Origin of the sequence: Pseudomonas anguilliseptica (assembly GCF_021375795.1) — a bacterium.
Lineage (GTDB): Bacteria > Pseudomonadota > Gammaproteobacteria > Pseudomonadales > Pseudomonadaceae > Aquipseudomonas > Aquipseudomonas anguilliseptica_A.
In genome coordinates, this window is the sequence record NZ_JAEIOI010000001.1 from 1,269,845 (window position 1) to 1,295,687 (window position 25,843).

At 61.2% G+C, this 25,843-nt stretch carries 25 protein-coding genes; 9 read left to right on the forward strand and 16 right to left on the reverse strand.

The features are described 5' to 3' along the window. Positions 1 to 33: 33 nt before the first annotated feature. The 10 genes from IOD17_RS05870 to IOD17_RS05915 form a co-directional block, all read right to left on the reverse strand. Positions 34 to 447: a VOC family protein gene (locus IOD17_RS05870; RefSeq protein WP_233684134.1), complete on the reverse strand. Its 414-nt coding sequence runs from the start codon at positions 445 to 447 to the stop codon at positions 34 to 36. Positions 448 to 536: 89 nt separating this feature from the next. Beyond that, on the reverse strand, positions 537 to 1,232 hold the full coding sequence (tsaA, locus tag IOD17_RS05875; protein ID WP_233684135.1) for a tRNA (N6-threonylcarbamoyladenosine(37)-N6)-methyltransferase TrmO: 696 nt from the start codon (positions 1,230 to 1,232) through the stop codon (positions 537 to 539). A 39-nt stretch (positions 1,233 to 1,271) separates the two neighbouring features. After that, a complete protein-coding gene (locus IOD17_RS05880) occupies positions 1,272 to 2,042 on the reverse strand; it encodes an SDR family oxidoreductase (RefSeq protein ID WP_233684136.1) in 771 nt (256 codons plus the stop codon). Positions 2,043 to 2,162: 120 nt separating this feature from the next. Continuing rightward, entirely contained in the window at positions 2,163 to 2,624 is a 462-nt protein-coding gene (locus tag IOD17_RS05885) for a DUF1456 family protein (RefSeq protein WP_233684137.1), read from the reverse strand. A 50-nt stretch (positions 2,625 to 2,674) separates the two neighbouring features. Beyond that, on the reverse strand, positions 2,675 to 3,385 hold the full coding sequence (locus IOD17_RS05890) for an rRNA pseudouridine synthase (RefSeq protein WP_233684138.1): 711 nt from the start codon (positions 3,383 to 3,385) through the stop codon (positions 2,675 to 2,677). Positions 3,386 to 3,539: 154 nt separating this feature from the next. After that, a complete protein-coding gene (locus tag IOD17_RS05895) occupies positions 3,540 to 4,241 on the reverse strand; it encodes an ABC transporter ATP-binding protein (RefSeq protein WP_233684139.1) in 702 nt (233 codons plus the stop codon). Then, positions 4,241 to 5,008 (reverse strand): high-affinity branched-chain amino acid ABC transporter ATP-binding protein LivG, encoded by a 768-nt coding sequence (gene livG, locus IOD17_RS05900; protein ID WP_233684140.1) that lies wholly within the window; start codon positions 5,006 to 5,008, stop codon positions 4,241 to 4,243. Before livG ends, IOD17_RS05895 begins: the two co-directional genes overlap by 1 nt. Then, positions 5,005 to 6,273 carry a high-affinity branched-chain amino acid ABC transporter permease LivM gene (locus IOD17_RS05905; RefSeq protein WP_267925311.1) on the reverse strand — a complete coding sequence of 423 codons (1,269 nt, stop codon included), beginning with the start codon at positions 6,271 to 6,273 and terminating at the stop codon, positions 5,005 to 5,007. Before IOD17_RS05905 ends, livG begins: the two co-directional genes overlap by 4 nt. Next, on the reverse strand, positions 6,270 to 7,193 hold the full coding sequence (livH, locus tag IOD17_RS05910) for a high-affinity branched-chain amino acid ABC transporter permease LivH (RefSeq protein WP_233684141.1): 924 nt from the start codon (positions 7,191 to 7,193) through the stop codon (positions 6,270 to 6,272). The genes IOD17_RS05905 and livH overlap by 4 nt, the downstream gene beginning before the upstream one ends. A gap of 117 nt (positions 7,194 to 7,310) precedes the next feature. Then, entirely contained in the window at positions 7,311 to 8,432 is a 1,122-nt protein-coding gene (locus IOD17_RS05915; RefSeq protein ID WP_233684142.1) for a branched-chain amino acid ABC transporter substrate-binding protein, read from the reverse strand. 310 nt (positions 8,433 to 8,742) lie between these two features. Here IOD17_RS05915 and IOD17_RS05920 point away from each other — a divergent pair, with 310 nt between their 5' ends. Both IOD17_RS05920 and IOD17_RS05925 read left to right on the forward strand, forming a co-directional pair. After that, the gene (locus IOD17_RS05920) at positions 8,743 to 9,060 is read left to right on the forward strand and encodes a DUF2288 domain-containing protein (protein ID WP_233684143.1); all 318 of its coding nucleotides are present in this window, start codon (positions 8,743 to 8,745) and stop codon (positions 9,058 to 9,060) included. A 73-nt stretch (positions 9,061 to 9,133) separates the two neighbouring features. Then, positions 9,134 to 9,502, forward strand: coding sequence for a DUF5064 family protein (locus IOD17_RS05925; protein ID WP_233684144.1), 369 nt, complete (start codon positions 9,134 to 9,136; stop codon positions 9,500 to 9,502). A 42-nt stretch (positions 9,503 to 9,544) separates the two neighbouring features. Here the strand turns inward: IOD17_RS05925 and IOD17_RS05930 are convergent, their stop codons facing one another. Then, positions 9,545 to 10,396, reverse strand: a complete 852-nt coding sequence (locus IOD17_RS05930; RefSeq protein ID WP_233684145.1) for a putative selenate ABC transporter substrate-binding protein — start codon at positions 10,394 to 10,396, stop codon at positions 9,545 to 9,547. Positions 10,397 to 10,519: 123 nt separating this feature from the next. Here IOD17_RS05930 and IOD17_RS05935 point away from each other — a divergent pair, with 123 nt between their 5' ends. Next, positions 10,520 to 11,425, forward strand: coding sequence for an NAD(P)-dependent oxidoreductase (locus tag IOD17_RS05935; protein WP_233684146.1), 906 nt, complete (start codon positions 10,520 to 10,522; stop codon positions 11,423 to 11,425). Continuing rightward, positions 11,422 to 12,204 (forward strand): hydroxypyruvate isomerase family protein, encoded by a 783-nt coding sequence (locus IOD17_RS05940; RefSeq protein WP_233684147.1) that lies wholly within the window; start codon positions 11,422 to 11,424, stop codon positions 12,202 to 12,204. Before IOD17_RS05935 ends, IOD17_RS05940 begins: the two co-directional genes overlap by 4 nt. A gap of 47 nt (positions 12,205 to 12,251) precedes the next feature. Here IOD17_RS05940 and IOD17_RS05945 read toward each other — a convergent pair whose 3' ends face one another. Next, a complete protein-coding gene (locus tag IOD17_RS05945; RefSeq protein WP_233684148.1) occupies positions 12,252 to 14,456 on the reverse strand; it encodes a hypothetical protein in 2,205 nt (734 codons plus the stop codon). Positions 14,457 to 14,766: 310 nt separating this feature from the next. Here IOD17_RS05945 and IOD17_RS05950 point away from each other — a divergent pair, with 310 nt between their 5' ends. Together IOD17_RS05950 and IOD17_RS05955 are read left to right on the forward strand one after the other, a co-directional pair. Then, complete coding sequence (locus tag IOD17_RS05950) at positions 14,767 to 16,095, forward strand: spinster family MFS transporter (RefSeq protein ID WP_233684149.1); 1,329 nt, start codon at positions 14,767 to 14,769, stop codon at positions 16,093 to 16,095. A gap of 109 nt (positions 16,096 to 16,204) precedes the next feature. Then, positions 16,205 to 18,163, forward strand: a complete 1,959-nt coding sequence (locus IOD17_RS05955) for an HD domain-containing phosphohydrolase (protein ID WP_233684150.1) — start codon at positions 16,205 to 16,207, stop codon at positions 18,161 to 18,163. Between the two features lie 12 nt (positions 18,164 to 18,175). Here the strand turns inward: IOD17_RS05955 and IOD17_RS05960 are convergent, their stop codons facing one another. The 4 genes from IOD17_RS05960 to rapA all read right to left on the reverse strand — a co-directional run bounded on the left by IOD17_RS05960 (position 18,176) and on the right by rapA (position 24,443). After that, entirely contained in the window at positions 18,176 to 19,066 is an 891-nt protein-coding gene (locus IOD17_RS05960; RefSeq protein ID WP_233684151.1) for a M48 family metalloprotease, read from the reverse strand. A 15-nt stretch (positions 19,067 to 19,081) separates the two neighbouring features. After that, positions 19,082 to 19,585, reverse strand: coding sequence for an SH3 domain-containing protein (locus tag IOD17_RS05965; RefSeq protein WP_233684152.1), 504 nt, complete (start codon positions 19,583 to 19,585; stop codon positions 19,082 to 19,084). Beyond that, positions 19,578 to 21,425: a CHASE2 domain-containing protein gene (locus IOD17_RS05970; RefSeq protein WP_233684153.1), complete on the reverse strand. Its 1,848-nt coding sequence runs from the start codon at positions 21,423 to 21,425 to the stop codon at positions 19,578 to 19,580. Before IOD17_RS05970 ends, IOD17_RS05965 begins: the two co-directional genes overlap by 8 nt. A 174-nt stretch (positions 21,426 to 21,599) precedes the next feature. Further along, on the reverse strand, positions 21,600 to 24,443 hold the full coding sequence (gene rapA / locus IOD17_RS05975) for an RNA polymerase-associated protein RapA (RefSeq protein WP_233684154.1): 2,844 nt from the start codon (positions 24,441 to 24,443) through the stop codon (positions 21,600 to 21,602). Between the two features lie 173 nt (positions 24,444 to 24,616). On the opposite strand from rapA, the gene IOD17_RS05980 reads away from it, so the two are divergent. From IOD17_RS05980 to IOD17_RS05990, 3 genes are read left to right on the forward strand one after another with little or no spacing between them, the layout of a single operon-like run. Continuing rightward, the gene (locus tag IOD17_RS05980; protein ID WP_090248302.1) at positions 24,617 to 24,916 is read left to right on the forward strand and encodes an aspartate-semialdehyde dehydrogenase; all 300 of its coding nucleotides are present in this window, start codon (positions 24,617 to 24,619) and stop codon (positions 24,914 to 24,916) included. Positions 24,917 to 24,957: 41 nt separating this feature from the next. Continuing rightward, a complete protein-coding gene (locus IOD17_RS05985) occupies positions 24,958 to 25,560 on the forward strand; it encodes an alpha-ketoglutarate-dependent dioxygenase AlkB family protein (protein WP_233684155.1) in 603 nt (200 codons plus the stop codon). Continuing rightward, positions 25,557 to 25,718, forward strand: coding sequence for a hypothetical protein (locus IOD17_RS05990; RefSeq protein ID WP_233684156.1), 162 nt, complete (start codon positions 25,557 to 25,559; stop codon positions 25,716 to 25,718). The genes IOD17_RS05985 and IOD17_RS05990 overlap by 4 nt, the downstream gene beginning before the upstream one ends. The last annotated feature ends 125 nt before the right edge of the window (positions 25,719 to 25,843 follow it).

Below are 25,843 nucleotides of genomic sequence, written 5' to 3' on the forward strand. Positions count from 1 at the left end.
GCAGGCCGCCGGCAAACGGTTGCTCTAGGTGCGCTAATCGGCCTGGCTGAAGCGTTGCCCGGAAACCGCAGGGTGGTAAATCGGCTGCACCTTGTTGCCGGCAGGGTCGAGCAGGTGAAAGCTGTGCGCGCCGTCGCCATGGGCAAACGGGCGGTCGAGCAGGGTGACGCCTTGTGCCTTGAAGTAGGCATACCAGGCGTGCAACTCATCGATGCTGTCGACGATAAAACCGTAGTGATCCACCGCCTGCTCGCCGCTGCTGGGCACGCAGGCCCGGCCCAGCGAGAGGTTATCGTTACCACAGGTCAGGTAGACCAGGTCTTCATTGGCGCGGTGCAGCACCTGCATGCCAAGAATGTCCACATAGAAGCGCTCGCAGGCTTCCAGATTAGGGACCAGCAGGGCGATATGGCGTAAGCCGTTAAGGCGACCGGGGCGTTCAAGCATGGCTAGCATCCTATTTTGTATACATTTATCTGTTAAATATAAGACAAAATTGCTTGTCGGCCTATGCGTGCGAACGGGTGTGGCTCAGATCAAGTGGCCGGTACGACCTCCAGCACGCAGATGCTGCCGAGCTGCGGGTAGTGCCAGTGCACGTCGATATCCCAGAAGCGCACACCGTAACGGCGCTCAGGGCTGGGCTGCTGGTAGGCCGGGCGCGGGTCCTGGGCCAGGCACTGCTCGATCAATTCGACCAGCGGTTCATCCAGGCGCTGCCCGTGTTCGTTTGCCTGGATCAGTGCGCTGTCCTGCCAGCTGACGTCGATCCGCGCCGGTGCGTTGTCAGCAATGCGGTTGTAAGCATCGGCAACGCTGTCGGCATAGGGCACGTAGGGTTTGATATCCAGCACCGGGGTGCCATCGAGCAGGTCGATGCCAGAGAGCCACAGTTTGCCGGCTTCGACCCGCTCCAGCTTGACCACCGACTGGCCGATGCCATTGGGCCGGTGCGTGGCGCGGGTGCTGAACACGCCGACCGATTGATTGCCGCCCAGGCGTGGCGGGCGCACCTTGAGCCGTGGTTTGTCTTCCAGCGTCTGGTGAAACAGGAACAGCAGCCAGACATGGCTGACTTGCTCCAGCCCCTGCACGGCATCGCCGTTATCGAACGGAGCGACTAGCTCCAGCACGCCACGGGCCGCTGGGGCCAGTTGCGGCTGACGGGGAATGGCGAACTTCTCCTTGAAGCAGGAGCGGACAAAACCGATGGGCGAAACCGAGTAGGACATGGCGGCGTGATCGAGTGAAAACGCCGCCATAGTACGCGATTACAGGTGGAAACCGCCGTCGATCGGGATGATCGCACCGGTCATATAAGCCCCGGCGGTGCTCGCCAGGCTGATGGCCAGGGCGGCCATTTCTTCCTCGCGGCCCCAGCGCTGCATCGGGATCAGCGCACAGTCCTCGGCCATGGCCGCTTCATCCTGGGCAATAAACTGGGTCATCTTGCTTGGGAAGCGGCCCGGGGCGATGACGTTGACGTTGATGTGCTGGCCCACCAGCTCGCGGGCGAGCATGCGTGACAGCTGGTGCAGCGCCGCCTTGCTCGGGCCGTAGGCGTAGGCGTCTTCGCCGTGCGAGGTGATCCCGGCCACCGAACCGATATTGATCACCCGTGCCGGGTTGGCCGCGCTGCCGCCCTTGCGCAGCAGTGGCAGGAGTTTCTGGATGCAGCTGAACACTGACGTCACGTTAAGCTGCATGACCTTCTCCCAGCCCTTGGCCGGGTAGTTTTCCAGCGGGGCGCCCCAGGTGGTGCCGGCGTTGTTCACCAGAATATCCAGGCTGCCGATCTGCCCTGTCAGCTGCTCGGCCAGTACCTGCACACCGTCTTCGCTGGCCAGGTTGGCGGCAATACCGTGGCAGGTGCCGAAGGCCGATAACTCGGCGGCAGTTTGCGCGCAGGCCTCGCCATCACGGGCGCAGACGTAAACGGTGGCGCCGGCTTCGACAAAGGCTTTGGCGATCATCTTGCCGATACCGCGGGTGCCGCCGGTGACCAGGGCGGTGCGGCCTTGCAGACTGAAGTAGGGGTGCATGACTAATCCTTGTGGCGGATAAAGGTCATTACCCTAACGCGATGCCTGCTTGGCGGCAGGCACTATTGCCCGTGGAAATACGCTGCCATGCGGGCAGGCATGGCAGCGAGAGGGCGCGACTCAGCCGCGAACGCGCAGGGTTAGACCCTTGAGGAAATTACGCAGGAACTGATCACCGCAGGGGCGGTAGTTGCTGTGGCCGAACTTGCGGAACAGCGCGCTCATCTCCGGCTTGGACACCGGGAAGTCAACGCTTTGCATGATCGCGTGCATATCGTCTTCTTTCAGCTCGAAGGCCACGCGCAGCTTTTTCAGCACCATGTTGTTGGTGATCGGCAGTTCAAACGGCTGGGCCGGACGGCTGTCATCCTTGCCGCGTTTGAAATACACCAGGCCGTCGAGAAAGTGCGCCATCAGTTCGTCGTCGCAAGGGCTAAAGCCGTCTTCATCCTCTTTCTTGAGTATCGCGGCGAGGTCGTCGAGGGCGACCTGCTTGCCGCTGAGCTGGATGATCTCGAGCAATTCTGCGTCGCTGATGTCGAGGGTGTAGCGCAGGCTGCGCAGGATGTCGTTGTTAAGCATGGGGATGTCCTGAAGTGCGCAGCAGCCAAGGGCTGCCGCTGGAAAAATCGTTAGAAGCGTTCTTTTGCGGCCAGGTAGCGCCATTGTCCCGGTTGGACCTTGGCCATTGGCACGCCGCCGATACGGATGCGTTTCATGCTCAGCACCTTGAGGTCGACGCTGTTGCACATAAAGACGATCTGCCCGGGCAGTGGGTTCTTCAAGGCGAAGCGCAGGCGGGTTTCGTTCTGCCAGCTGACCTTGCAGGGCGGCAAGGCGACGCCGTTGAAGGTCAGGCCGTGGGCCAGCTGCTTGAGCTGACTGGCACTCAAGGTGCCGACGACTTCGACCACGTATTCCTGTTCAAGCTTGCTCAGGTCTTCCCTGAGCTTGCGTTCGATGCGCCAGTCCTGAGTCAGTACATGCAGGCCATCGGCACCGGCTTGCAGCGGGATGCAGGGCGTCAGTCGATTGAAGTGGCTTTTCAGTACGCGGATGGTCGAACCATCGTCAGCCCAATGAGTGGCTGGGCTGATGCTTTCAGCTGCGCGCTCCGGGTTGTGCCCGCTGGGTACGTGCAGCAGCAGAGTGACCGGTTCGATTGGCGCCAGAACTGCACCCGGCAGCAACTCGACACGCTGTTCGGCTACTTTGAATTGCGGCTCTTCCACCACCACGCCATCCACCGTGACCCAGCCGCCTTCGATATACAGCTCGGCCTCGCGGCGCGAACAGCCGATCACTTCGATCAGGCGTTTGGACAGGCGAATGGGATCGGTCATAGAAACGGTCATCGGCAAAAAAGGGCGGCCATTGTAACTGCCCGGGGCTGGCATGCACGGAACATCGGGCGAACGGTGGCGATAAAAATGACCGGTGATAAAAAAACCGCTCCTGGGAGCGGTTTCTATTAAGCATGGCCGAGCGCAGTAGTTTTTAGCCGCCCAGATAGGCGTCGCGCACCTTTGGATCATTCAGCAGCTGTTCGCCGCTGCCCTGCATAACGATCCTCCCGTTCTCCAGCACGTAACCGCGGTCTGCCAGCTTGAGCGCCTGGTTGGCGTTCTGCTCAACCAGGAACACCGTCACGCCATCCTTGCGCAGCTGTTCGATGATGTCGAAGATCTGCTGGATGATGATCGGCGCCAGGCCCAGCGACGGCTCATCGAGCAGCAGCAGGGTTGGCTTGCTCATCAGCGCGCGGCCGATGGCGAGCATCTGTTGTTCACCGCCGCTCATGGTGCCGGCGCGCTGGGCAAAGCGTTCCTTCAGGCGCGGGAACAGGTGCAGGACCTTGTCCATCTGCTCCTGATTGTCGGCTGTGCTACCAAAGAAGCCGCCCATCACCAGGTTCTCTTCCACCGTCAGGCGGGAGAATACGCGGCGGCCTTCCGGCACCACGGCGATGCTTTTGCGCATGATGCTCGGAGTGTCCTGGCCGATCAGCTCTTCACCCTGGTAACGGATGCTACCGCTGGCCGCCTGCGGGTTGCCGCACAGGGTCATCAGCAGCGTCGATTTACCGGCACCGTTGGCACCGATCAGGGTGACGATCTCGCCTTGCCGTACTTCGACGCTGACGTTATGCAGTGCCTGGATCTTGCCGTAGAAGGTGGAAACGTTCTCGAAATACAGCATCACGCTTCCCCCAGGTAGGCTTTGATCACGTCCGGGTTTTCGCGGATCTGCTCCGGTGTACCGTTCGCCAGGGGCGTGCCCTGGTTGATCACATAGATATGGTCGGAAATGCTCATGACCAGCTTCATGTCGTGCTCGATCAGCAATACGGTGACGTTGTGCTGATCGCGCAGTACGCCAATCAGCGCCTTGAGGTCGTCGGTTTCGCGCGGGTTTAGACCAGCAGCGGGCTCGTCGAGCATCAGAATTCGCGGGCGGGTCATCATGCAGCGGGCGATTTCCAGGCGGCGCTGCTGACCATAAGCCAGGGTACCGGCGGGGCGGTTGGCGAATTCGGTCAGGTTGACCTGATCCAGCCAGTGCGCGGCATATTCCATGGCTTCACGTTCGCTGCGGCGAAACGCCGGAGTTTTCAGCAGGCCGGAAAGGAAGTTGGTGTTGAGGTGGCGGTGTTGCGCTACCAGCAGGTTTTCCACCGCCGTCATGTCCTTGAACAGACGCACGTTCTGGAAGGTGCGCACCACGCCTTTGCGGGCGATCTTGTGGCCGGGCAGGCCTTCGATGCGCTCACCATCGAGGCTGATGCTGCCCGAGGTCGGCTGGTAGAAGCCGGTCAGACAGTTGAATACGGTGGTCTTGCCGGCGCCGTTCGGACCGATCATCGACACCACTTGTTTTTCATTGACGGACAAGCCCACCCCGTTGACGGCCAACAGGCCGCCGAAGCGCATGGACAGGCCGCTTACTTCTAGAATCGGGCGGCTCATTGTTTCAGCTCCAGGTGTGGGCGCTGCATGGGCAACAGGCCCTGCGGACGCCAGATCATCATCAGCACCATCAGGGCACCGAACATCAACATGCGGTACTCGCTGAATTCACGCATCAATTCCGGCAGCAGAATCATCACGATGGCCGCGAGGATGATGCCCAGCTGCGAGCCCATGCCACCCAGTACGACGATGGCGAGGATGATCGCCGACTCGATAAAGGTGAAGGATTCCGGTGTGACCAGGCCCTGGCGTGCGGCGAAGAAGCTGCCGGCAAAACCGGCGAAGGCGGCACCCAGGGTGAAGGCCGAAAGCTTGATCACGGTGGGGTTCATGCCCAGCGCGCGGCAGGCGATCTCGTCTTCGCGCAGGGCTTCCCAGGCACGGCCGATCGGCATGCGCAGCAGGCGGTTGATCACGAACAGGGTCAGCAACACCAGCAGTAGGGCGATCAGGTAGAGGAAGATCACCTTGTTGATGCCGTTATAGGCAATCCCGAAGTACTCGTGGAAGGTCTGCATGCCCTCGGCGGCGCGGCGCTCGAAGGACAGGCCGAACAGGCTTGGCTTCTCGATGTTGCTGATGCCGTTGGGGCCGCCAGTAATGTCGGTCATGTTGCGCAGCAGGATGCGGATGATCTCGCCGAAACCCAGGGTCACGATGGCCAGGTAGTCACCACGCAGACGCAGCACCGGGAAACCGAGGATAAAGCCGAAGAACGCTGCCATCAGGCCGGCAATCGGCAAGCAGATCCAGAAACCCAGGCCGTAGTAGTGCGACAGCAGCGCGTAGCTATAAGCGCCGACGGCGTAGAAGCCGACATAACCCAGGTCGAGCAGGCCCGCCAGGCCGACCACGATGTTCAGGCCGAGGCCGAGCATCACGTAGATCAGGATCAGCGTGGCAATGTCCACAGCGCCGCGGCTGCCGAAGAACGGCCAGGCCAGAGCAACCATGATCAGACCCAGGATTACCCAGCGCTGGGTGGAGGGCAGGGTGAGAAAGTTGCTGGCCTTGCTCGGTACGCTCGGCAGCTTCGGTGCGTGGCTCCAGGCGGCGCTCAACTGGCTACGGAACAGCTGCCAGAAGAACATGGCGATGGCGCAGCCGGCGATGGTCCAGAGGATGGCCGGGCTGGCGCCATGGACTTCCAGCTTGATGCCGACCGTGGTCAGCTTGAGACCCAGCACCGGGTAGGCCACGGCCAGCACCAGCAGGGCGCTGAAAATCGCGGTCTTGAGATTTTTCGTAATGGCAGTACTCATACTTTTTCAACCTCCGGACGACCCAGAATGCCCGTCGGACGGAACAGCAGAACCAGGATCAACAGGCTGAAGGCCACCACGTCCTTGTACTGGTCGCCGAAGATATCGGCACCAAAGGCTTCGGCCAGGCCGAGCAGCAGGCCACCCAGTACCGCACCCGGAATACTGCCAATGCCACCCAGTACTGCGGCGGTGAAGGCCTTGATCCCGGCGAGGAAGCCCAGGTGTGGGTTGATCACGCCGTATTGCATGCCCAGCAAGACCGCCGCGACGCCTGCGAGGGCGGCACCGATGACGAAGGTCAGGGCAATGATGTTGTTGGTGTTGATGCCCAGCAGGTTGGCCATCTTCAGGTCTTCGGCACAGGCGCGGCAGGCGCGGCCCAGACGCGAGCGCGAAATGAATGCGGTCAGCGCCAGCATCACCACGAAGGTGACGACGAAGATCAGCACCTGCATGTAGGAGATCACCACGCCATTCATCGCGCTTTCACCCAGCACGAAATTGCCAGGCAGCAGGTTGGGGATGGCCTTGTCTTTCGAGTCCTGAGCCAGCAGCACTTCGTTCTGCAGGAAGATCGACATGCCGATCGCCGAGATCAGCGGGATCAGGCGGTTACCACCGCGCAAGGGCCGGTAGGCCACCCGTTCGATGCTGTAACCGTAGGCACTGGCGATAATGATGCTGCCGGCGAAGGCGGCGATCATCACCAGCGGTAAACTGTCCAGACCCATCAGGGTCAGGCCGGCTATGACAATAAAGGCTACGTACGAGCCAATCATGTAAACCTCGCCGTGGGCGAAGTTGATCATGCCGATGATGCCGTAGACCATGGTGTAGCCGATGGCAATCAGGGCATAGGTACTGCCAACAGTCAGACCGTTGATCAGCTGTTGCAGGTAGTGATAAAGATCAGGCATTGCCTAACTCCTGGGTTGTCACGCAAGGCAGCGCTTGTGGCGCAGCATGCAACCGGAATTCTTCTAATAAACAAAGCCCACTGCATGGGCAGTGGGCTTTGGGTTCAGGCGGGGAGCTTACTTGGCTTCGGTTTTGGTACCGTCCTGGTGCCACTCGTAAACCACGAAGCTGAAGTCTTTCAGGTCACCCTTCTCGTCGAACGCCAGGTTGCCGGTCGGGGTGTCGAAGCTGTTGGCACGCAGTGCAGCAGCCACTTTGGCGGTGTCGGTGTCGCCCGCCTTGGTGATGCCTTCAGCGATGACTTGCACGGCAGCGTAGGCCGGGAATACGAACGGACCGCTCGGGTCTTCGTTCTTGGCCTTGAACGCATCAACCAGTGCCTGGTTGCGTGGGTCCTGGTCGAAGGACTTCGGCAGGGTTACCAGCAGGCCTTCGGAAGCCGGGCCAGCAATGGCCGAGATTTCCTTGTTGCCGACGCCTTCAGGACCCATGAACTTGACCTTCAGGCCTTTTTCCGAGGACTGACGCAGCAGCAGGCCCAGCTCTGGGTGGTAGCCACCGTAGTAGACGAAGTCGACACCGGCTTGCTTGAGCTTGGCGATCATCGCGGAGAAGTCCTTGTCGCCGGCGTTGATGCCTTCGAACAGGGCGACTTTGGTGCCTTTGCTTTCCAGGGTCTGCTTGACCGCGGTGGCAATGCCTTCACCGTATTGCTGTTTGTCGTGGATTACCGCAACCACTTTCGGTTTGACGTGGTCGGCAATGAAGTTGCCGGCGGTCGGGCCTTGCAGGCTGTCCAGGCCGATGGTGCGGAACACCAGCTCGTAGCCACGGGCGGTGATGTCCGGGCTGGTGGACGCCGCGGTGATCATCAGGATGCCTTCGTCTTCGTAGATGTCGGACGCCGGCTGGGTGGAGCTGGAGCACAGGTGGCCAACCACGAACTTGACGTTGTCGTTGACGATCTTGTTGGCCACAGCCACCGCTTGTTTCGGATCGCAGGCATCGTCATAAACCACGCCTTCGAGTTGTGCGCCGTTTACCCCACCGGCCTTGTTGATCTGCTCGATGGCCATTTTGGCCCCGATGAATTGCATTTCACCGTATTGCGCGACGGCGCCGGTGACCGGGCCAGCCAGGCCAATCTTGATGGTGTCAGCCGCTACCGAGTAGCTGGCAACGCCAGCCATGGCCATGGCGGCAAACAGTTTGGAAATCTGCTTAGTAGCCTTGTTCATAGTGCTCCACTCTTATTGGTTTTGATTGTTGTAGTTCTGGCGGCCAAAGCTGCAGAACCGGGTTGTTCCCCGGTCATTCCCCCGGCAACTGTACCGGTGCAGTGTAGAGCGCGGCTTTACGGCTTGAAAAGCGGCTTACTGGGGGCAAAACCTGAGGGTGTCGCTTTAACACAACAAACGTATAGAAAAACGGCGTGTCTTGGTTGGCTTGGCCAGCGTCGCGAATTTGCCTGCTGGCGGCTCGACGTTATCATGCTGGCCGACTCGTTAACGGCTACTGATAACAGGGCAATCCATGTCTGAGCTACCCATGACAGAACAACCTAGCACCCTCTATGCCAAGCTGCTTGGAGAAACAGCGGCGATCCGCTGGCAGGAGTTGCAACCTTTCTTTGCCCGTGGCGCTCTGCTGCTGGTTGAAGGCACTCAGGATCTGATCGAAGTGGCGCAGGCCGTGGCGCAGAATGATCAGGAGAAAGTCGCCGCCTGGCTGGCTGCGGGCCAGTTGCGCAAGGCCGATGACCGCCAGGCCGAAGACCTGCTGCAACGCGATCCCGAGCTGTGGGCCGTGGTGGTTGCTCCCTGGGTGCTGGCGCAGGAGCGCAGTGAGCGCGCAGCGCTGCACTGATCTGGCGCGTCGTTCGCCCCGCTATCAGCGGCTATGCTGGCAGCACCACCGGCTGACTAAGGGAGCTGCCAGCATGTTCGAACCCGGCCATCTGCATCGCGCCAACACCATTGCCAGCGGCGATATGCCGTTGTTCAGTGTCGATCTCTTCTATGAGGTGCGTCAGGACCCCAGCGAAGGCCCGATGTTGCACATGCGCCTGCAAGGGCAGGTGAACGGTCAGGCATTCGAAGAGGTGTTCGAACTGCACCGTGACACGGCCTTCAACTTTGCCAGTGTGGCCAGCCGGCTGGCGCATAAGCATGGTTTGCCGATCAACAACAGCTTGATCATGCGCAGCCATGCCGAATATGACCTGATGTTTGAGGACATCCGCAGCAAGCTCGGCGCCCACAGCGGCGAGCCGGTCAACCTTGATCATCTGCAACAGGATGGGCTGTAGCCGCTGGCGTGATGCCGCCGCAGTGGGCTCCGTGCGTCGCTGCTAACGCAGCAGCCCGGCAGCATGGGCGGCCTGTTCCAGCTCGGCGTAGTTTTCCGGGCGGGTTTCGATAAAACGGCTGGCGCCTTGCAGTTCGAGGATGGCCTGGTGTTGCGCGTTGTCGGGGTTGAGCTGGAGAAAGGCCTGGCGGATCTGCTCGCGCAGAGCCGGTGCGAGTTTGTCGCGTACACTCCAGCTGTAGTCGAAGTAGGGCGCGGTGGTGGCAATCACGCGTACGCGCTCGGGGTCGACCTGGCCGGTCGCCAGTAACTGCTCCCAGGCGCTGCTGCTCAGGGCACCTGCATCGGCTTTACCCTCCTGCACCCAGCGGGCGGTCGCTTCTTGCGCGGCGGAGTAGGCGGTGTGGCTGAAGAAGGTTTCCGGTCTGATGCCGTGCTGCAACAGGAAGTAGCGCGGCATCAGGCTGTCGGACGTCGACGACAGTGAGCCGAAGGCAAATGTCTTGCCTTGCAGGTCCTGCAGGTTTTGCACGGCTGGGTTGGCGCTGATGATCTTGCTGGTGAATTTTTCATCTTCAGCGCGTTGCACCAGTGGCAGCACATCGCGGCGCTTGAGGCGCGCCTGCACCAGGTTGAAACCGCCCAGCCAGGCCAGGTCGATACGCTCATCGGCCAGAGCGTCGACTACAGCGTCGTAGTCGGTGAGGGCGACAAACTCAACGCGCATACCCAACTGCTGGCTCAGATAACTGCCCAGCGGTTTGAATTTGCGCAGCAGCTCTGCCGGATTTTCATCGGGGATGGCCGACACCCGCAGGGCATCGGCAGCGCTGACAAGAGGACCTGCCAGGCTCAAGGCAGCAGCAAGGGTGACGGCCACGATACGGCTCAGCATGGGGGCTCCGGTTCAATCCTGGTCAGGGCGTTCTGAGTAGAGGTAAGCAGGCGTCCGGCAGTGGCGCGGGCAGGCGTGCAACCTACGTTAAGATAGCGCCCATCATTGAGTCGGAGTCTGCATATGTCCACATCTCTTCCTGCTTTGGCGTTCGCCGGTATTGGCCTGATGGGGTTGCCCATGACCCAGCGCCTGCTGGCTGCCGGTTATCCGCTGACGGTCTGGAACCGTTCTGCCGACAAGTGCGCACCCTTGCAGACACTGGGTGCTCAGGTGGTTGCTCAGCCATCTGCGCTGTGTGCGGCAGCGGATATCGTCATGCTCTGTTTGGCCAACACCGAGGTGGTGCGCGAGGTGGTGTTTGGCCCCGGCGGGATTGTGGAAACGGGCAAGCCTGGGCAATTGCTGGTGGATTTCTCCAGCCTGGAACCGGCGGCCACCCGCGAAATGGCCGCCGAGCTGTATGCCCGTTGTGGCATGCATTGGGTTGATGCCCCGGTGTCCGGTGGCACACCCGGCGCAGCCAACGGCACGCTGGCGATCATGGCCGGTGGCCGGGTTGAGGATATCGAGCGGGTGCGGCCGGTGCTTGCCCATCTGGGGCAACGCCTGACGCGTATGGGCGACGTTGGCGCCGGCCAGGTGACCAAGGTGTGCAACCAGATGATCGTCGCCTGTAACGCCTTGGTAATTGCTGAGGTGGTGGCGTTGGCCGAGCAGGCCGGGGTCGATGCCAGCCTGATTGCCCCCGCGCTGGCCGGTGGCTTTGCCGATTCCAAGCCACTGCAGATTCTTGCGCCACAGATGGCCGAGAGTCAGTTTGAACCGGTCAAATGGCACGTGCGCACCTTGCTCAAGGACCTTGATACGGCGGTGAAGCTGTCGCAGCAGATCGGCTCGGCTACGCCGCTCAGCGGCCTGGCTGCACAGCTGATGCGTCAGCACGGCAGTCAGGGCAATCTGGAACGTGATCCGGCGACCCTGGTGCAGCTGTACCGAGCGCCAGAGTCCCAAGGGCCAAAATCATGAAGATTGCGGCCAACCTGTCGCTGCTGTTTACCGAGTTGCCGCTGATCGACCGCGTGGTGGCTGCCGCTGCTGCGGGCTTTGATGGCGTGGAAATCCAGTTTCCCTACGAGCTGCCGGCGCTCCGCCTGAAAGAGGCGCTGGAGGCAGCGGGCATGCCGCTGCGTCTGATCAACCTGCCAGCTGGTGATTTGATGAGTGGCGGTGCCGGCCTGGCCGCCGTGCCTGTACGTCAGGCCGAGTTTGAGGCTGCGTTGCAGGAGGCGCTGAGTTATGCCGCCATGGCGCGGCCAGCGTTGGTCAACGTGCTGCCGGGGCGCTTGGCTGAGGGCGTTGAGCCTGAAAAGGCGAAGGCTTTTCTGATCGACAACTTGCGCAAGGCCGCCGAGGCCTTTCAGCGATTGGGCATTGGCGTGGTGGTGGAAGCAATCAACCCGCTGGATATGCCAGGCTTTCTGATCAACACCCCGGCGCAGCTGGATGCGTTGCTCAAGGCGGTGGCTCACCCTAACCTGGCAGCGCAGTACGACCTTTACCACATGGCGCGCCAGGGCCTGGATGTGCCGGCGGGTATGGCGTTGTTGGCCGGGCGTATCGGCCATGTGCAGTTTGCTGATTACCCTGGGCGTGGCGCGCCGGGTACAGGCGAGTTGCACTTTGCGCCGTTGCTCAAGGCGCTGCGTGACAGTGGTTATCAGGGCTGGCTGGCGGCCGAGTATCGACCGGGAGAGGCGGGCACCCAGGCCAGCCTGAGCTGGCTGAGTGAATGGCAAGAGGCCTGAGGCACCATCTGCAACCCGATTGAGCTCGGGTTGCAGATGGCAGTGACTTACTCGGGCTTGTCTTCGGCGTACTTGTTGAGCGAGATGACGCGGGTCTTGCCGATGCGGTGGCGGTAGATCTCGCGCAGGTACTTGATGGCTTTTTTCACGCTGTCACGGGATAGGCGGATGTCGTTGATCGAGACGAACTTGTCTTGATCGTGGATCAGCTCGCGGTACTTCTTCTCGTACATCGGTTTGATCGCGTACCAATTGGTATCGAGGATCTTCGCCGGGTTCTCGTACTCGTTGAGCATGGCATCGAGCCGTTCATCATCGAACTCGTCAGAGACGATGAAGTCGAGCATGGCGTTGTCCAGCGTTTCATCGAAGCGATGCGGGTCGCGGGCGAAGCAGCGCTTGATAAAGGCCACGATCAGGGTCAGGAAGTCATCCGACAGGCACGGGCTCTTGGCGATCAGAGTGGTCAGCGAGAGGTTGGCCGAGGCACCGATTACCAGTGCGTAACGCTTCAGCGTGGTGTTGGGGAACAGACTGTTGAGGTGGGTCTTGAGCCGGTTCAAGTCCATGTAGGACAGCTTGTAGTCTTTCGGCAGCGAGACGATCGACACCACCGAGGAGCAGTTCTTGAAGAAGTGCAGGTCGCTGAGTTTGGCGGCGTTGTAATCGGACTTCTTGTAGTCATCCAGGGCTTCGCGATAACGCTTGGACTCGATCGGCAGCAGGCTGATGCCTTCGATGGCCTGGGTGACCTTGTTGAAGTGCGGCAAGTCGATTGAACGGAAGAACAGGTCGTCGATGTTCAGGCGCGACGGTTCCTTGTCCAGTACGCGGAACTTGTCCAGCGCAGCAGCGCTTTGTTCCGGCACCACCGACTCTGCATAGGCCACCGCAACCGGGCCAGCCAGGCTCATAAATAGGTCGTTGGCATCCAGGCGAATGGTTTCGCCGATGTCGATCCCGGCGCGGCGGAAGTAGTTCTGGTCGTAATCGGTGGTCACCGCCTGGGCGGTGAGGATGTTGAAGATCTGCTGCGAGATGTACTGGTTGGCGTGCCGCTCCATGGCGTTGACGTCGATGTTCTGGATATTTCCGTCATCGCTTTCTTCGGCATAACGCATGATGTCGTTGGAGATCAGCATCATGGCGTTCCATGGGCGGATGCGGCGCATCACGCTCTCTTCGCTGTTCTCTTCGTTGTCGAAGTTGTAGGAGAAGTCCCACTCCTCGGCGAGGTACTTGCACAGCAGGCGTCCGGCGTTGATATGCAGGGCTTCGGACATCTCGCTGCGCTGGTCGGAGATGTTCGGCAGGATGCAGATACCGCTGGTGAAAATCGGCTCGAAAACGAAGCTGTGGTCGCGGTTTTCCAGGCTTTCGTCGAAGTTCTTGGTGTCGAACGTCTTGCTCATGTAGGCGAATTGCTGGGCCAGGCCGAATTCCGACGCCATGCCCGAACCGGTGCCGCCGCCGGCGCTGAAAATGTAGAAGTACAGGCGCGACTGGTTGGCCTTGATGCCGCAGGAGTCGATCAGGTAGCTGTGGATGAACTTCCAGTCTTCGTTGGTGAAACGCTGGGTGTCCTTGTTGAGGATGATCTTGGCCAGGTACTGGCCGAGGATCGGCGCGTTACCCGCCCCCCCGGCATGCACCTCGGAGAGGTCCATGATCTTCATCTTGCTGTAGTCGCTGAGGAAACCGCTGGTTTCGCCCTTGCGCGAGAAGCGGATGCGCCCCTCGATGTCCTTGTCCAGGTCGCCGAGCATCACCAGTGGCTCGATCAGAAAGACTGGTTTGCTGTCGCGGCTGGGTGCACGCAGCAGGTTGCTGCGGATCCAGCGGGTGGGGCGGAAATCCTGTTCGGCAACGGTCTTTTCTTCGCTCTTGAACTCACTCAGGTAGAACTGCCGGGCGTTATAGACCAGGGAGGCAACATCCAGGGCGATGTTCGAGCCGCAGCGGCCGAGGCCAATCAGGCACACCGACGGGAAGTGCTGTACTCGCCGGTCGTTCTCTTCGTCATGCGGCGCCGGCGGGAACACCAGGCTGCGCAGACCGTCGAGGTTATCGAGGATGCGGTCGATGTCGCGCTCGGTGAAATACATGTATTGCTCACCAGTGCTGTCGATGCGGACAGGTACCAACGGCGCGGGCGGCGGCAATGGCTCCAGCGGTGCCAGCAGCGTATCAGCCAGGTCAGCCAGAGTGGCTTCGGTCGCAGGGGAGGTCACAGCGTTTTTTTTTGTTTTCATTTGGAGACAGTCCGGCGGCTAGCAGGGGTGGAGGGGCAAATGGCCACATTGCACTCAACAGGCTTGTTTGTAGCATGAAAAATGGAAAATCTCGCTGTTTTGCATGGTTTTACTGAGTCATATCCGGAGTTTTTCTGAGCCACTTTGTGACGCCGGTGCTTGCCGACCCACCGATTACTCGGCATACACACTACAAATAGTCACAGACAGCCCTGGCGAGAGGCTCTAGATTGCACCGGCACGTGCTGGGCACGACAGCTGGCCAAGGGCCGCGGACGTGTTTCGATAACAACAATTAGAGATGGATTCCATGCAGCAGTCCCAACAAGCGGCGAATGCCTGGCGCATTCTGTTCCTGCTTTTCCTGGCCAATTTGTTCAATTTCTTCGATCGCACCATTCCGGCGATCATCATCGAACCGATCCGTATGGAGTGGAGCCTCAGCGACCTGCAGCTGGGCCTGATCGGTACGGCCTTCACCATTGTCTATGCGATTGCCGGCATTCCGCTGGGTCGCATGGCCGATACCGGCGCACGGCGCAAGATCATGGGCTGGGGCCTGGCGGTCTGGAGCGGCCTGACGGCGGTGAACGGCATGGCCTGGAACTTCTGGAGCTTTTTGCTGATTCGCATGGGCGTCGGCATTGGTGAGGCCAGCTACGCGCCGGCAGCCAATTCGCTGATTGGCGATTTGTTCCCGGCACACAAGCGGGCACGGGCCATGGGCATCTTTATGCTGGGCCTGCCGATTGGCCTGCTGCTGGCCTTCTTCACTATTGGCGCGATGGTTAAGGCGTTCGACAGCTGGCGCGCGCCATTCTTTATTGCCGCAGTGCCGGGGCTGATCCTCGCGGTGTTTATGTTCTTTATCAAAGAGCCCAAGCGCGGCGCAGCCGAACAGGTGCAGTCGTTGAGTGCACCCGTGGAGAAACCACTGCGCAAGGTTCTGGCGATTCGCACCTTCTGGTGGCTGGTGGTAGCCGGCCTGACCTTCAACTTCGCCACCTATGCCTGCAACTCGTTCATGGTGCCGATGCTGCAGCGTTACTTCCTGCTGCCGCTGGAGCAGGCGGCGATGGCCACCGGGGTGATCGTAGGTCTTACCGGTCTGGTTGGCTTGACCCTGGGTGGGTGGCTGGCGGACAAGATCCACCAGCGCTGGCAGACAGGCCGACTGCTGTTCGCTGCCTTGAGCATGCTGATTGCCTCACTGGCTACAGGTTATGCGCTGCTCGCCGGGCGGGTTGAAATCGCCGTGTTTGTGGCGCTGTTCAGCATCGGCTGGCTGTTTGCCTACAACTTCTACACCTGTGTTTACACAGCCATTCAGGACGTGATCGAGCCGCGTCTGCGCGCCACGGCGATGGCGCTGTTCTTTGCTGGCTTGTACCTGCTCGGGGGGGGGCTGGGGCCGGTGGCCGTGGGCATGCTGTCGGACCACTACTCGCAGGCAGCGATGCTCGCGGCCGGCGCCAGTGAAATGAATGAAACCTTCAAGGCCGTTGGCCTGCACAACGCCATGTACCTGATTCCGGTGGCGCTGCTGCTGACCATGCTGGCGCTGCTGCAGGCTTCGCGCTGTTTTGTCAGCGACGCTGCCAGAATGCAGCAGGGCATGCAGTTGCAGACCGCCAGCTAAGGCATGTTGCCCGGTCATCTGGCCTGCGTTGGCTGACCGGTCAGCGGTTAAATCCTGTGCAATACTCAGTCGCACTTCTGTCACGCAACTGCGACTGAGGACAACCACCATGGGCGCTTCCCCCCTGGTGCTGGGCCATAGCCACGCGCTGGGCGAGCACCCGCTGTTCACTGTGTTGGGCCAGTGCCCACTGACTCTGCAGAGGGTCGATTCGCCCGATGGCTTGCCAGACGGGCTGGCGGTGATTTTGCTGGACGACAGCTTGCTGGCGCTCAGGCCTCTGGCCGACTGGCTGGGCTGTGGGGCGATTCTGGTGGGCTGTATGGATCAGCCAGGTGTATTGCCGTTACCGCCCACGGCCAGCCGTGATGAGCTGTCGGCACTGCTGCGTTTTGCTGGCGAGCAGTACAGCCTGCGTCATCAGACTGAGCAATTGGCCGCCGCCCTGGCGGGTAAACACGATGACCTGAGCAAACTGGTCGATGTTGGCCTGGCGTTGTCGGCTGAGCGCGACCTTGATCGTCTGCTGGAAAAAATCCTGGTTGAGGGGCGGCGCTTGTCCAACAGCGATGCGGCCTCGCTGTTTCTGATCAGTCGACGTGCGGATGCGCCGGCGCAGCTGATCTTCAAACTGACGCAGAACGGCACGCTCAGCCAGAACAGTTTTCAGGATCAGCGCATGCCGCTGAGCAAAGCCTCGATTGCCGGCTATGTGGCGCTGACCAGCACCGAGCTGAATATTGAAGATGTGTATGCGATTGCTGCCGATGCACCCTATCGTTTCAACCGCTCCTTCGACTTGCAGATGGGCTATCGCACCATGTCGATCCTGGCGATTCCCATGCTCAATCACCGACATGAAGTGGTTGGGGTGCTGGAATTTATCAACCGTCAGCGCAAGGGCAGTGAGTCGTTCGAGCCCGAACTGATTGCCTTCGATGAAGAAATCGCCGTGTCCCTGCGCGCCCTGGCCAGCCAGGCGGCGGTGGCCATCGAGAATCGGCAACTGCTGGATGACATCAGCCGGTTGTTCGATGGTTTTGTGCAGGCCTCGGTATTTGCCATTGAACAGCGCGACCCGACCACCAGTGGTCATTCCTTCCGGGTGGCCGAACTCTGCCTGACCCTGGCCAATCAGCTGCCGCATGCGCCGAGCAGCCGTCTGCGTGAGCAGGCCCTGGCTGATGACGGTCTGCGAGAGCTGCGTTATGCCGCTTTGCTGCATGACTTTGGCAAAGTCGGAGTGCGTGAGCATGTGCTGGTCAAGGCCAAGAAGCTGCCCGAGCAGGTGCTGGAGAACCTGCGTTACCGAGTGGCCCTGGCGCAGGAGAACCTGCATAACCAGACCCTGCGCAAGATGCTTCAGGCCTACCGCCAGCAGGGTGGTCTGAGTGAGGAGCGGCGGTTGCAGTTGGAAGCCGAGCTGGCCTACGAATGCGAGCGCCTGGAACGCTACCTGAGCAACATCATCCAGGCCAACGAACCGAGCATGCTCAGCGAAGGGGATTTTCAGCACTTGCAGGAGGTGCAGGGCGAGTTGGTCAAGGCGCCTGGTAATTGCCTGGTCAGCCTGCTCAGCGAAGGCGAGTTCAGTGCTCTTGCCGTGCGCAAGGGCAGCTTGACCAAAGCCGAGCGTGAAGAGATCGAGCGGCATGTGGTGCACACCCAGCAGTTCCTTAGCCTGATTCCCTGGACGCCAGATCTGCAGGGGGTACCGCACATCGCCGGGGCGCACCATGAAAAGCTCGATGGCAGCGGCTATCCCAAAGGCCTGATCGGTGATGCGATTCCCTGCGCGTCACGGATCATGACCATCTGCGATATCTACGACGCCCTGACGGCTGCGGATCGACCCTACAAACCGGCGATGCCACTCGAACGTGCCCTGGATATCCTCAAGAGCGAGGCACAAAGCGGCTTGCTCGATGCCGAACTGGTGCAGCTGTTTATCAATAACCGCTGCTTCCAGGTTACGGGGGCACCGGGTTCGCATACCACCGCGCCGTTCAGTCATCACGTGTGTGATTACGAACCCTCATGCACCCGCGAACACCCCCACTCGCACTGACGTGGGGTGGATTTAGCGATTGCTTTTGAGCGCCTGCTGATAGCGGGCGTCGAGGCTCTGGGTCGGGCCGCTGGCGGTTTTATCGATATACAGATAGACCGGTTGCAGGCGTTGCAGGCGGTCATCAATGCCCGGGTGCACCTTGAGGAAGCTGCTTAGCGCTGCATCATCCTGACGTGTGGTCCCCAGTGTCTGCAGCACCCCGGCCAGACCGTAGGCATCGTAGCCGGCACGTGCAGCAATCACCGCGCCCATGGCATCGGCTTCATACTCGTCGCCACGGTCCAGGCCGCGGCTGTACAGGTCGGCCACGCTGCGGCTGAAACGGTCAGTCAGCTCGCCGGCATGGCTGCCACCCTTGTCAGCTGCGCCGGCTTGTACGGCCAGGGTGGCCAGGTCTGTCAGCAGACCGGTCTGGGCCTGTTGCTGAATGGCCTGGAGGTGATGCTTCTGCACTACATGGGCGACTTCGTGGGCCAGTACGCCGGCCAGTTCGGCTTCGCTGTTCATCCGCGTGAGCATGCCGCTGGTGATGAATACGTAACCGCCGGGGGCGGCGTAGGCGGCCACCTGCGGGCTGTCGAGCACAACGAAACGCCAGGGCAGATCTGGCCGTTCGCTGTGCTGCGCAACCCACAGGCCGACGCGGTTGACGTAGGTCTGCAGTGGTGGGTTGTTGAGCACGGCGGCCTTGCTAAGCAGGATGGTGGCGGTGTTCTGCCCGATCACTCGCTCTTCATCGACGCTTTTCTGGCCCATGTTGGTCAGGTGTTGGCCGGCACTGGCCAGTTTGCCCAGGTCAACCCCTTGCACCTGTACGCCTTCCAGCCCCTGGCAGGCACTGAGGCTGATGATCAGGCCGAGCAGGCCGGCATATTTGAGCACTGAGATAGCTGTTGGCATGTCGTATCCTCCCGGTTAGCGCGCGTAGGGCAGGTTCTGGCTGCGCAGGCCGCCTTGCTGGGCAAAGCTGCGCGCCTCGCTCGGGCTGGCGGCAAAGGCATCCAGGCTCTGTACGCTGGCTGAGGTGTTGGCGGCACCGCTGCGCAGTTCTTCGTCGCTGATGCCGCGTATACCTGTGGCCACACCGCCTGTGGGTGAGGTCTGGTTGCCGAGCTTGAGCAGGCCGCCGAGATCATTGCTGCGTCCGGCCTGGGCATCCTTGGCGAAGCGAAGGCTGAGCAGGGGCAGCCAGCCGCGCTGACCGCTGGCCGTTTCGACCTGATACCAACCGCCCTGACGTTCCAGAACCTGAACCTGGCTCTGCTTGCTGACCTGGCCCACGCTGGCCGCAGCGGCGCTGGGTTCGGCGCGCAGGGCGCTGTCTTGCAGGGTATGGGCCTGGCGCACATCGGCCAGGGTGGCCGTGGCGCAGAGGCTGAGAGTCAGCGCCACAAGGACACCGGATAAGCGCTTATTCATCATTTCTCCTTTGTGGTTCGTACAGCATGACAGCCTCGGCACGCCCTTTGACCTGGTGCTCGCCCATGGCTACGAAGTCCAGGTTGAGCGTGCAGGCCTCACGGGTGGCGGCGGAAACCAGCAGATGGGCACGGCCTTTGGTCAACCCTTCGATGCGGCTGGCCAGGTTCACCGTGTCGCCTATTGCAGTGTAGTCATAGCGCTGCTTGGCGCCGACCAGGCCGACCACCGCTGGGCCGGTATGCAGACCGATACCGATATCGAAGTCCGGGCAATTGTATTCACGGCGGAAGGCGTCGAGGTTATCGAGCATTTCCATGGCTGCCAGAATGGCCTGATCGGCCTGCTGCGGGTTGTCCAGCGGCGCGCCCCAGAAGGCCATGATGGCGTCGCCGATAAACTTGTCGAGGGTGGCCTGGTGCTTGAACAGCACCTCCACCTGGCTGCTGAAGTAGCCTTCGAGCAGGCGTACGATTTCTGCCGGCGTATGCTGTTCGGATAAGGTGGTGAAGTTGCGAATATCGGAAAACAGCACGGTCAGCTGACATTCCTTACTGGCCAGCAGGGCCTCGGGATCATCGCGGGTGACCAGTTGGTTGACCACCACTGGGTCCATAAAGCGGCTGAACAGGCGGATGGTGTCCTGCAGCTGCTGGCGGCGACGCAGGTAGAACAGTGCCAGTGCCGCGGCCAGTAATAACCACAGGCAGATCAACCCTGGCAACACACCCAGCAGTGTGCCTTGTAAGGCCAGCCAGTAACTGCCGGCAAACAGCGCCAGGCTGCCGCCCAGGCACAGGGCGAACGCAGCGGGCAGTTGCTCGCGCAGCAGCAGGGTGCTCAAACCAAGCAACAGCAGCAGCGGACCGAGCAGCTCCAGCCAACTGTCGGCCTCATGCAACTGGCTGTGGTTGAGCAGGTTGTCGATCGCGGTCATCAGGATAAATGGCGCAGGATACAAAGTATCCAGCGGTGTTGGCCGCAGGTCGTGTAGACCGGCGGCAGTGGTGCCGATGACGATGATGCGGTCCTTGAACAACTCGGCGGCCAGTGGCTGGCCCTGGCCGCGCGCGGCGGCCAGTACTGCCGCGTAGGGCAGGCGCGGGTAGGGCAGACGGCTGCTGCCGGGCCAGTCCAGCAGCAGGCTCTGTTGCGTTGGCAGGCTGCCACCGAGGTCATGCACGATGCGCGCGGGCAGGCTGGGTAAACGCCAGTCGGCAAAGCTGCGGTACAGCTCATAGCGGCGGCCGATGCCGTCGGCGTCGGGGCGAAAGTTGATGCTGCCCAGACGCCACAGCTCACTGGGGATGGCATTGGGCAGTAAGAGCAGACCGCGTTGTTCAGCAGCGCCTTGTTGTCCGGGGGCTTGCCAGGTGGTTGCAGGGTAATCGCGCAATAGCGGGGCCTGGCTACTGTCATCTGCCTGCTGAACCAGGGCGGCGAGGTAAGTGTTGGGACTGCGTTGCAGCACTTCGGCAAAGTAGCTGTCGGCATCGGGGTTGAACTGATCCGGCTCGCTGAACAGAACGTCGAAGGCTACGGCCTTGGGCTGTTGGCTCAGCAGGTATTCCAGCAGTTCGCCATGCAGCGAGCGCGGCCACGGCCATTTACCGGCTTCACCGGCCAGCACTTGCAGACTCAAGTCGTCGATATCGATCAACAACAGGCGCGGGTCGGGTGTCTGCTCGGCGGCGCGCTGGCGAATCAACCAGTCGAGGTGGGCATTGTTCAGCCCGCTTAGCGCGGGCCATAGGTGCAATAGAGGGAGTAGGAGCAGCGCCAGCAGGCAGAGCCCGCCGAGGCTATGGCGAAACCGGCGCGAGGCGGCGCGTGCAGGCACAGAAAGCTCCTGTGAGGGGTATTAACAGAAATGTTTTTTCTGACTTTAGCAGCCCGTTGAAACTACCTGCACCTAGGTTGGGTTGAGTCGCAAAGCGATGAAGCCCAACTAGGACCATTCAATACCTGTTGGGCTTCGCTGCGCTCAGCGCCCCCTACCTGCGGGCGCCTGATGTTAGCCAGCAACCAGTACGCGAATGGCCTCCAGGCGCAATGCCGCTTTATCGAGCATGGCCAGGCCTTGCTCGCGCAGTTGGCGCAGGGCGTTGAGTTCGCTGTCACGCACGCTCGGGTTGACCGCTTGCAGGGCGATCAGGCGGGCCAGCTCTTCATCGGTTTCGGCCGCCAGGCGGCGTTTGGCCTCCTCGACACGCTCGTTGTGGCGCGGCGCCACCTTGCTTTCACCGGCGTTGATCAGCGGGTTGAGGCTGTCGCGCTGAGCCTGGACGAACTTGTTGGCGCTGGCGCGTGGCACAGGCTCCAACTGTTCGTTGAGCTTCTCGAAGGACACCTTGCTGGCCAGGTCATTGCCGTTGGCATCGAGCAGGCAGCGCAGGGCGATCGGCGGCAGGTAGCGGCCCAGTTGCAGGGTGCGCGGCGCCACCACTTCACTGACATACAGCAGTTCCAGCAGTACGGTGCCGGGCTTCAGCGCCTTGTTCTTGATCAGCGCGACGCCGGTGTTGCCCATCGAACCGGAGCGCACCAGGTCCATGCCGCCTTGCACCATGGGGTGTTCCCAGGTGAGGAACTGCATGTCCTCGCGGGCCAGGGCCAGGTCGCGGTCATAGGTGATGGTCACGCCTTCATCGTCGCCGAGGGGGAAGCTGGCATCCAGCATCTTCTCGCTGGGACGCAGGATCAGGGCGTTGTCGGAGTGGTCTTCACTGTCGATACCAAAGGCGTCGAACAGCTGCTCCATGTAAATCGGCAGGGCGAACTGGTCGTCCTGCTCGAGAATCGCCGCTACCAGCGCTTCACCTTCACCTGCACCGCCGGAGTTGAGCTCCAGCAGGCGGTCGCGCCCGGCGTGCAGCTCGCCTTCCAGGCGAATGCGTTCGGCTTTGGCTTCATCGACCAGGGCTTGCCATACAGCGTCGTCGCCGCTTTCCAGCAGCGGCAGCAGGCGGCTACCGAACTGGTGCTGCAGAGCGTTACCGGTTGGGCAGGTGGCGAGGAAGGCGTTTAGCGCCTGGTGATACCACTGGAACAGGCGCTCCTGCGGACTGTTTTCCAGGTACGGCACGTGCAGCTGGATACGGTGCTTCTGACCGATGCGGTCAAGACGGCCGATGCGCTGCTCAAGCAGGTCCGGGTGAGCCGGCAGGTCAAACAGCACCAGATGGTGGGCGAACTGGAAGTTACGACCTTCCGAGCCAATTTCCGAGCAGATCAGCACCTGAGCACCGAATTCTTCGTCGGCGAAGTAAGCGGCGGCGCGGTCACGCTCCAGAATGCTCATGCCTTCATGGAACACCGTAGCCGGGATGCCCTTGCGCACGCGCAGGGCGTCTTCCAGGTCCATGGCGGTTTCGGCATGGGCGCAGATCACCAGCACCTTGAACTTCTTGAGCATCTTCAGGGTGTCGATCAGCCACTCGACGCGTGGGTCGAATTTCCACCAGCGCTGTTCTTCATCGACATCCGGCTGCGCCTGGTAGCTGACCTCCGGGTAGAGGTCGGCGTGCTCGCCAATCGGCAGCTCCATGTATTCGTCAGGGCTGGCCAGCGGATAGGGGTGCACTTCACGGTCCGGAAAGCCCTGTACGGCAGCGCGGGTATTACGGAACAGCAGGCGACCAGTGCCATGGCGATCCAGTAGCTCGCGCACCAGGCGCGCCGAGGCTTCGCTATCACCGGCATTCACCGCGGCCAGCAGCTCTTCACCGCCGGCGCCGAGGAAATCGTGGATGGTCTTGTGCGCGGCATCTGATAAACGGCCCTGATCGAGCAGTTCCTGCACGGCTTCGGCAATCGGCTTGTAGTGCTCACTCTCGGCACGGAACGCGGCCAGGTCATGGAAGCGGTTCGGGTCGAGCAGGCGCAGGCGGGCGAAGTGGCTGTCCTGGCCGAGTTGTTCCGGGGTGGCGGTGAGCAGCAGCACGCCGGGGATGACCTGGGCCAGCTGTTCAACCAGCGCATATTCCGGGCTCGAATGTTCCGGGTGCCAGACCAGGTGGTGCGCTTCGTCGACCACCATCAAGTCCCAGCCGGCGGCAAACAATGCGTCCTGGGCTTTTTCGTCTTCGCACAGCCATTCCAGGGCGACCAGCGCCAGTTGGCAGTCTTCAAACGGGTTACTGGCATCGCTCTCGATAAAGCGTTCTTCATCAAACAGTGCGACATCCAGGTTGAAGCGCCGGCGCATCTCCACCAGCCACTGGTGCTGGAGGTTTTCCGGCACCAGGATCAGTACGCGGCTGGCACGCCCGGAGAGCAGTTGGCGATGAATCACCAGGCCGGCTTCGATGGTTTTACCCAGGCCCACTTCGTCGGCCAGCAAGACGCGCGGGGCAATGCGGTCGGCTACTTCGCGGGCGATGTGTAGCTGGTGGGCAATCGGTTGCGCCCGCACGCCACCCAGGCCCCAGAGGTTGGATTGCAGCTGGCGGCTGGTGTAATCCAGGGTGTGGTAGCGCAGGGCGAACCAGGGTAGCGGGTCGATCTGCCCGGCAAACAGGCGATCACTGGCCAGGCGGAACTGGATAAAGTTCGACAGCTGGGTTTCCGGCAGGCTGACGCTTTCATGCTGGGCATTGAGGCCGTGGTAAACCAGCAGACCGTCAATGTCGTCGACTTCCTGCACGGTCAGTTTCCAGCCTTCGAAGTGGGTGATTTCGTCACCTGGCGAGAAGCGCACGCGGGTCAGCGGTGCATTGCGCAGGGCGTACTGGCGGGTTTCGCCGGTGGCCGGGTAGAGCATGGTGAGCATGCGGCCGTCCTGCATCAGAACGGTCCCCAAACCCAGCTCCGCCTCGCTGTCACTGATCCAGCGTTGCCCCGGTTCATACTGCGCCATGCTTGTCTCCCGCGTAAAAAAGCCGACTATGTTAACGGAACCCAGGGTTCAGGCCCAAGGCGCATTGCTGGGTATTGGGCACTTTGTGTGTTCAGATCACTCAAAAGTGTAGTGAGGCATGGCTCAAGTCGCGGCTTGGCTGGCCGACAGTCTGACCAAAGGAGGGCTAATAGATGCTGCCGCCGATCCCCCACAGCCTGGTACCGGTGACTGTCCAGCAGGACGTGGTCAAGCCGCGCCCGGAGATCCCGCCGGTCACCGCCTCTGCGGAAAGCTCCAAGGAAAGTGGTGTGAGCCTCGACAAGCGCCACCCGCAAGAGGCCGAGATGCTGTTGCGTGAAGAGCAGCGCCGCCGCCAGCGCCGTCACGGCTACACCCCAGAAGAGTTGGCCGAAGGCGAAGTGGCCGAGGCCGACGAGGCGGTGGTCAGTGAACTGCCACGCCAGGGTTTGTGGGTGGATGTGGAAGTCTGAGCTGGGCACACTAGGTGCTCCGTCTGCTCGAGTCTTGTTTCGTGGATCTATTTGCCGACAGCCCTCTGCAGTTGCCTGACGCCGAGTTGCAGTTGCATGCGCCGTGGCTGGATCTGGCGACCGCCGACCAATGGCTGGCCGCGTTAACCACGCAGACGCCCTGGCAGCAGCCGCAGGTGCAGATTTACGGGCGGCAACTGCCGGTACCGCGTCTGGTGGCCTGGTACGGAGACGCCGAGGCCAGCTACCGCTATTCGGGGTTAACCCATCAGCCGTTACCCTGGACGCCGCTGCTGGCGCAGATTCGTGCGCAGGTGGAGCAGGCCGTTGGGCAATCACTCAATGGCGTATTGCTCAACTATTACCGTGATGGGCAGGACTCCATGGGCTGGCACAGTGATGACGAGGCGGAGCTGGGCGCCAACCCGCTGATCGCCTCACTGAATCTGGGCGGCACGCGGCGCTTTGATTTGCGCCGCAAAGGGCAGAGCCGCATTGAGCATTCATTGCCGCTGTCGCATGGTTCGCTGCTGGTCATGCGCGGGCCAACCCAGCATCATTGGCAGCATCAAGTGGCGAAGACGCGCAGCCCCTGTGCGCCACGTCTGAATCTGACCTTTCGTTTGATCAAGTCGAGACCATGAGCAGAGACGACAAGCTGATTGATTTCGCCGCCGAGCGCGACAAGCGCATCCATGACCTGCGCGACAAGAAACTCAATGAAATGCGCGATGCGTTCGAGCAGGCCCTGCCGCTGCCCAAGGGTAAGAAAAAGCCCAAGGGCAAACCGAAGAAGCCTTGAGACCGTTCTGACATAGGCTGATTTGTTGATCTGGATCAGCTAATCAAAGCCTCTTCCTGCCAGCGCCCGCCGCTTGTTGATCTGGATCAATGGCGCCTCTGCAGCCCCTGTTAACTTGAAGCCAT

Coding starts and splice junctions, on each gene's coding strand:
- IOD17_RS05945 (WP_233684148.1), bottom strand. CDS start 14,456: ATGAAAACAAAAAAAAACGCTGTGACCTCCCCTGCGACCGAAGCCACT.
- IOD17_RS05950 (WP_233684149.1), top strand. CDS start 14,767: ATGCAGCAGTCCCAACAAGCGGCGAATGCCTGGCGCATTCTGTTCCTG.
- IOD17_RS05915 (WP_233684142.1), bottom strand. CDS start 8,432: ATGAACAAGGCTACTAAGCAGATTTCCAAACTGTTTGCCGCCATGGCC.
- IOD17_RS05920 (WP_233684143.1), top strand. CDS start 8,743: ATGACAGAACAACCTAGCACCCTCTATGCCAAGCTGCTTGGAGAAACA.
- IOD17_RS05925 (WP_233684144.1), top strand. CDS start 9,134: ATGTTCGAACCCGGCCATCTGCATCGCGCCAACACCATTGCCAGCGGC.
- rapA (WP_233684154.1), bottom strand. CDS start 24,443: ATGGCGCAGTATGAACCGGGGCAACGCTGGATCAGTGACAGCGAGGCG.
- IOD17_RS05990 (WP_233684156.1), top strand. CDS start 25,557: ATGAGCAGAGACGACAAGCTGATTGATTTCGCCGCCGAGCGCGACAAG.
- IOD17_RS05885 (WP_233684137.1), bottom strand. CDS start 2,624: ATGCTTAACAACGACATCCTGCGCAGCCTGCGCTACACCCTCGACATC.
- IOD17_RS05940 (WP_233684147.1), top strand. CDS start 11,422: ATGAAGATTGCGGCCAACCTGTCGCTGCTGTTTACCGAGTTGCCGCTG.
- IOD17_RS05890 (WP_233684138.1), bottom strand. CDS start 3,385: ATGACCGATCCCATTCGCCTGTCCAAACGCCTGATCGAAGTGATCGGC.
- IOD17_RS05935 (WP_233684146.1), top strand. CDS start 10,520: ATGTCCACATCTCTTCCTGCTTTGGCGTTCGCCGGTATTGGCCTGATG.
- IOD17_RS05980 (WP_090248302.1), top strand. CDS start 24,617: ATGCTGCCGCCGATCCCCCACAGCCTGGTACCGGTGACTGTCCAGCAG.
- IOD17_RS05930 (WP_233684145.1), bottom strand. CDS start 10,396: ATGCTGAGCCGTATCGTGGCCGTCACCCTTGCTGCTGCCTTGAGCCTG.
- IOD17_RS05960 (WP_233684151.1), bottom strand. CDS start 19,066: ATGCCAACAGCTATCTCAGTGCTCAAATATGCCGGCCTGCTCGGCCTG.
- IOD17_RS05955 (WP_233684150.1), top strand. CDS start 16,205: ATGGGCGCTTCCCCCCTGGTGCTGGGCCATAGCCACGCGCTGGGCGAG.
- IOD17_RS05880 (WP_233684136.1), bottom strand. CDS start 2,042: ATGCACCCCTACTTCAGTCTGCAAGGCCGCACCGCCCTGGTCACCGGC.
- IOD17_RS05895 (WP_233684139.1), bottom strand. CDS start 4,241: ATGCTGTATTTCGAGAACGTTTCCACCTTCTACGGCAAGATCCAGGCA.
- livG (WP_233684140.1), bottom strand. CDS start 5,008: ATGAGCCGCCCGATTCTAGAAGTAAGCGGCCTGTCCATGCGCTTCGGC.
- IOD17_RS05905 (WP_267925311.1), bottom strand. CDS start 6,273: ATGAGTACTGCCATTACGAAAAATCTCAAGACCGCGATTTTCAGCGCC.
- IOD17_RS05870 (WP_233684134.1), bottom strand. CDS start 447: ATGCTTGAACGCCCCGGTCGCCTTAACGGCTTACGCCATATCGCCCTG.
- tsaA (WP_233684135.1), bottom strand. CDS start 1,232: ATGTCCTACTCGGTTTCGCCCATCGGTTTTGTCCGCTCCTGCTTCAAG.
- IOD17_RS05965 (WP_233684152.1), bottom strand. CDS start 19,585: ATGAATAAGCGCTTATCCGGTGTCCTTGTGGCGCTGACTCTCAGCCTC.
- livH (WP_233684141.1), bottom strand. CDS start 7,193: ATGCCTGATCTTTATCACTACCTGCAACAGCTGATCAACGGTCTGACT.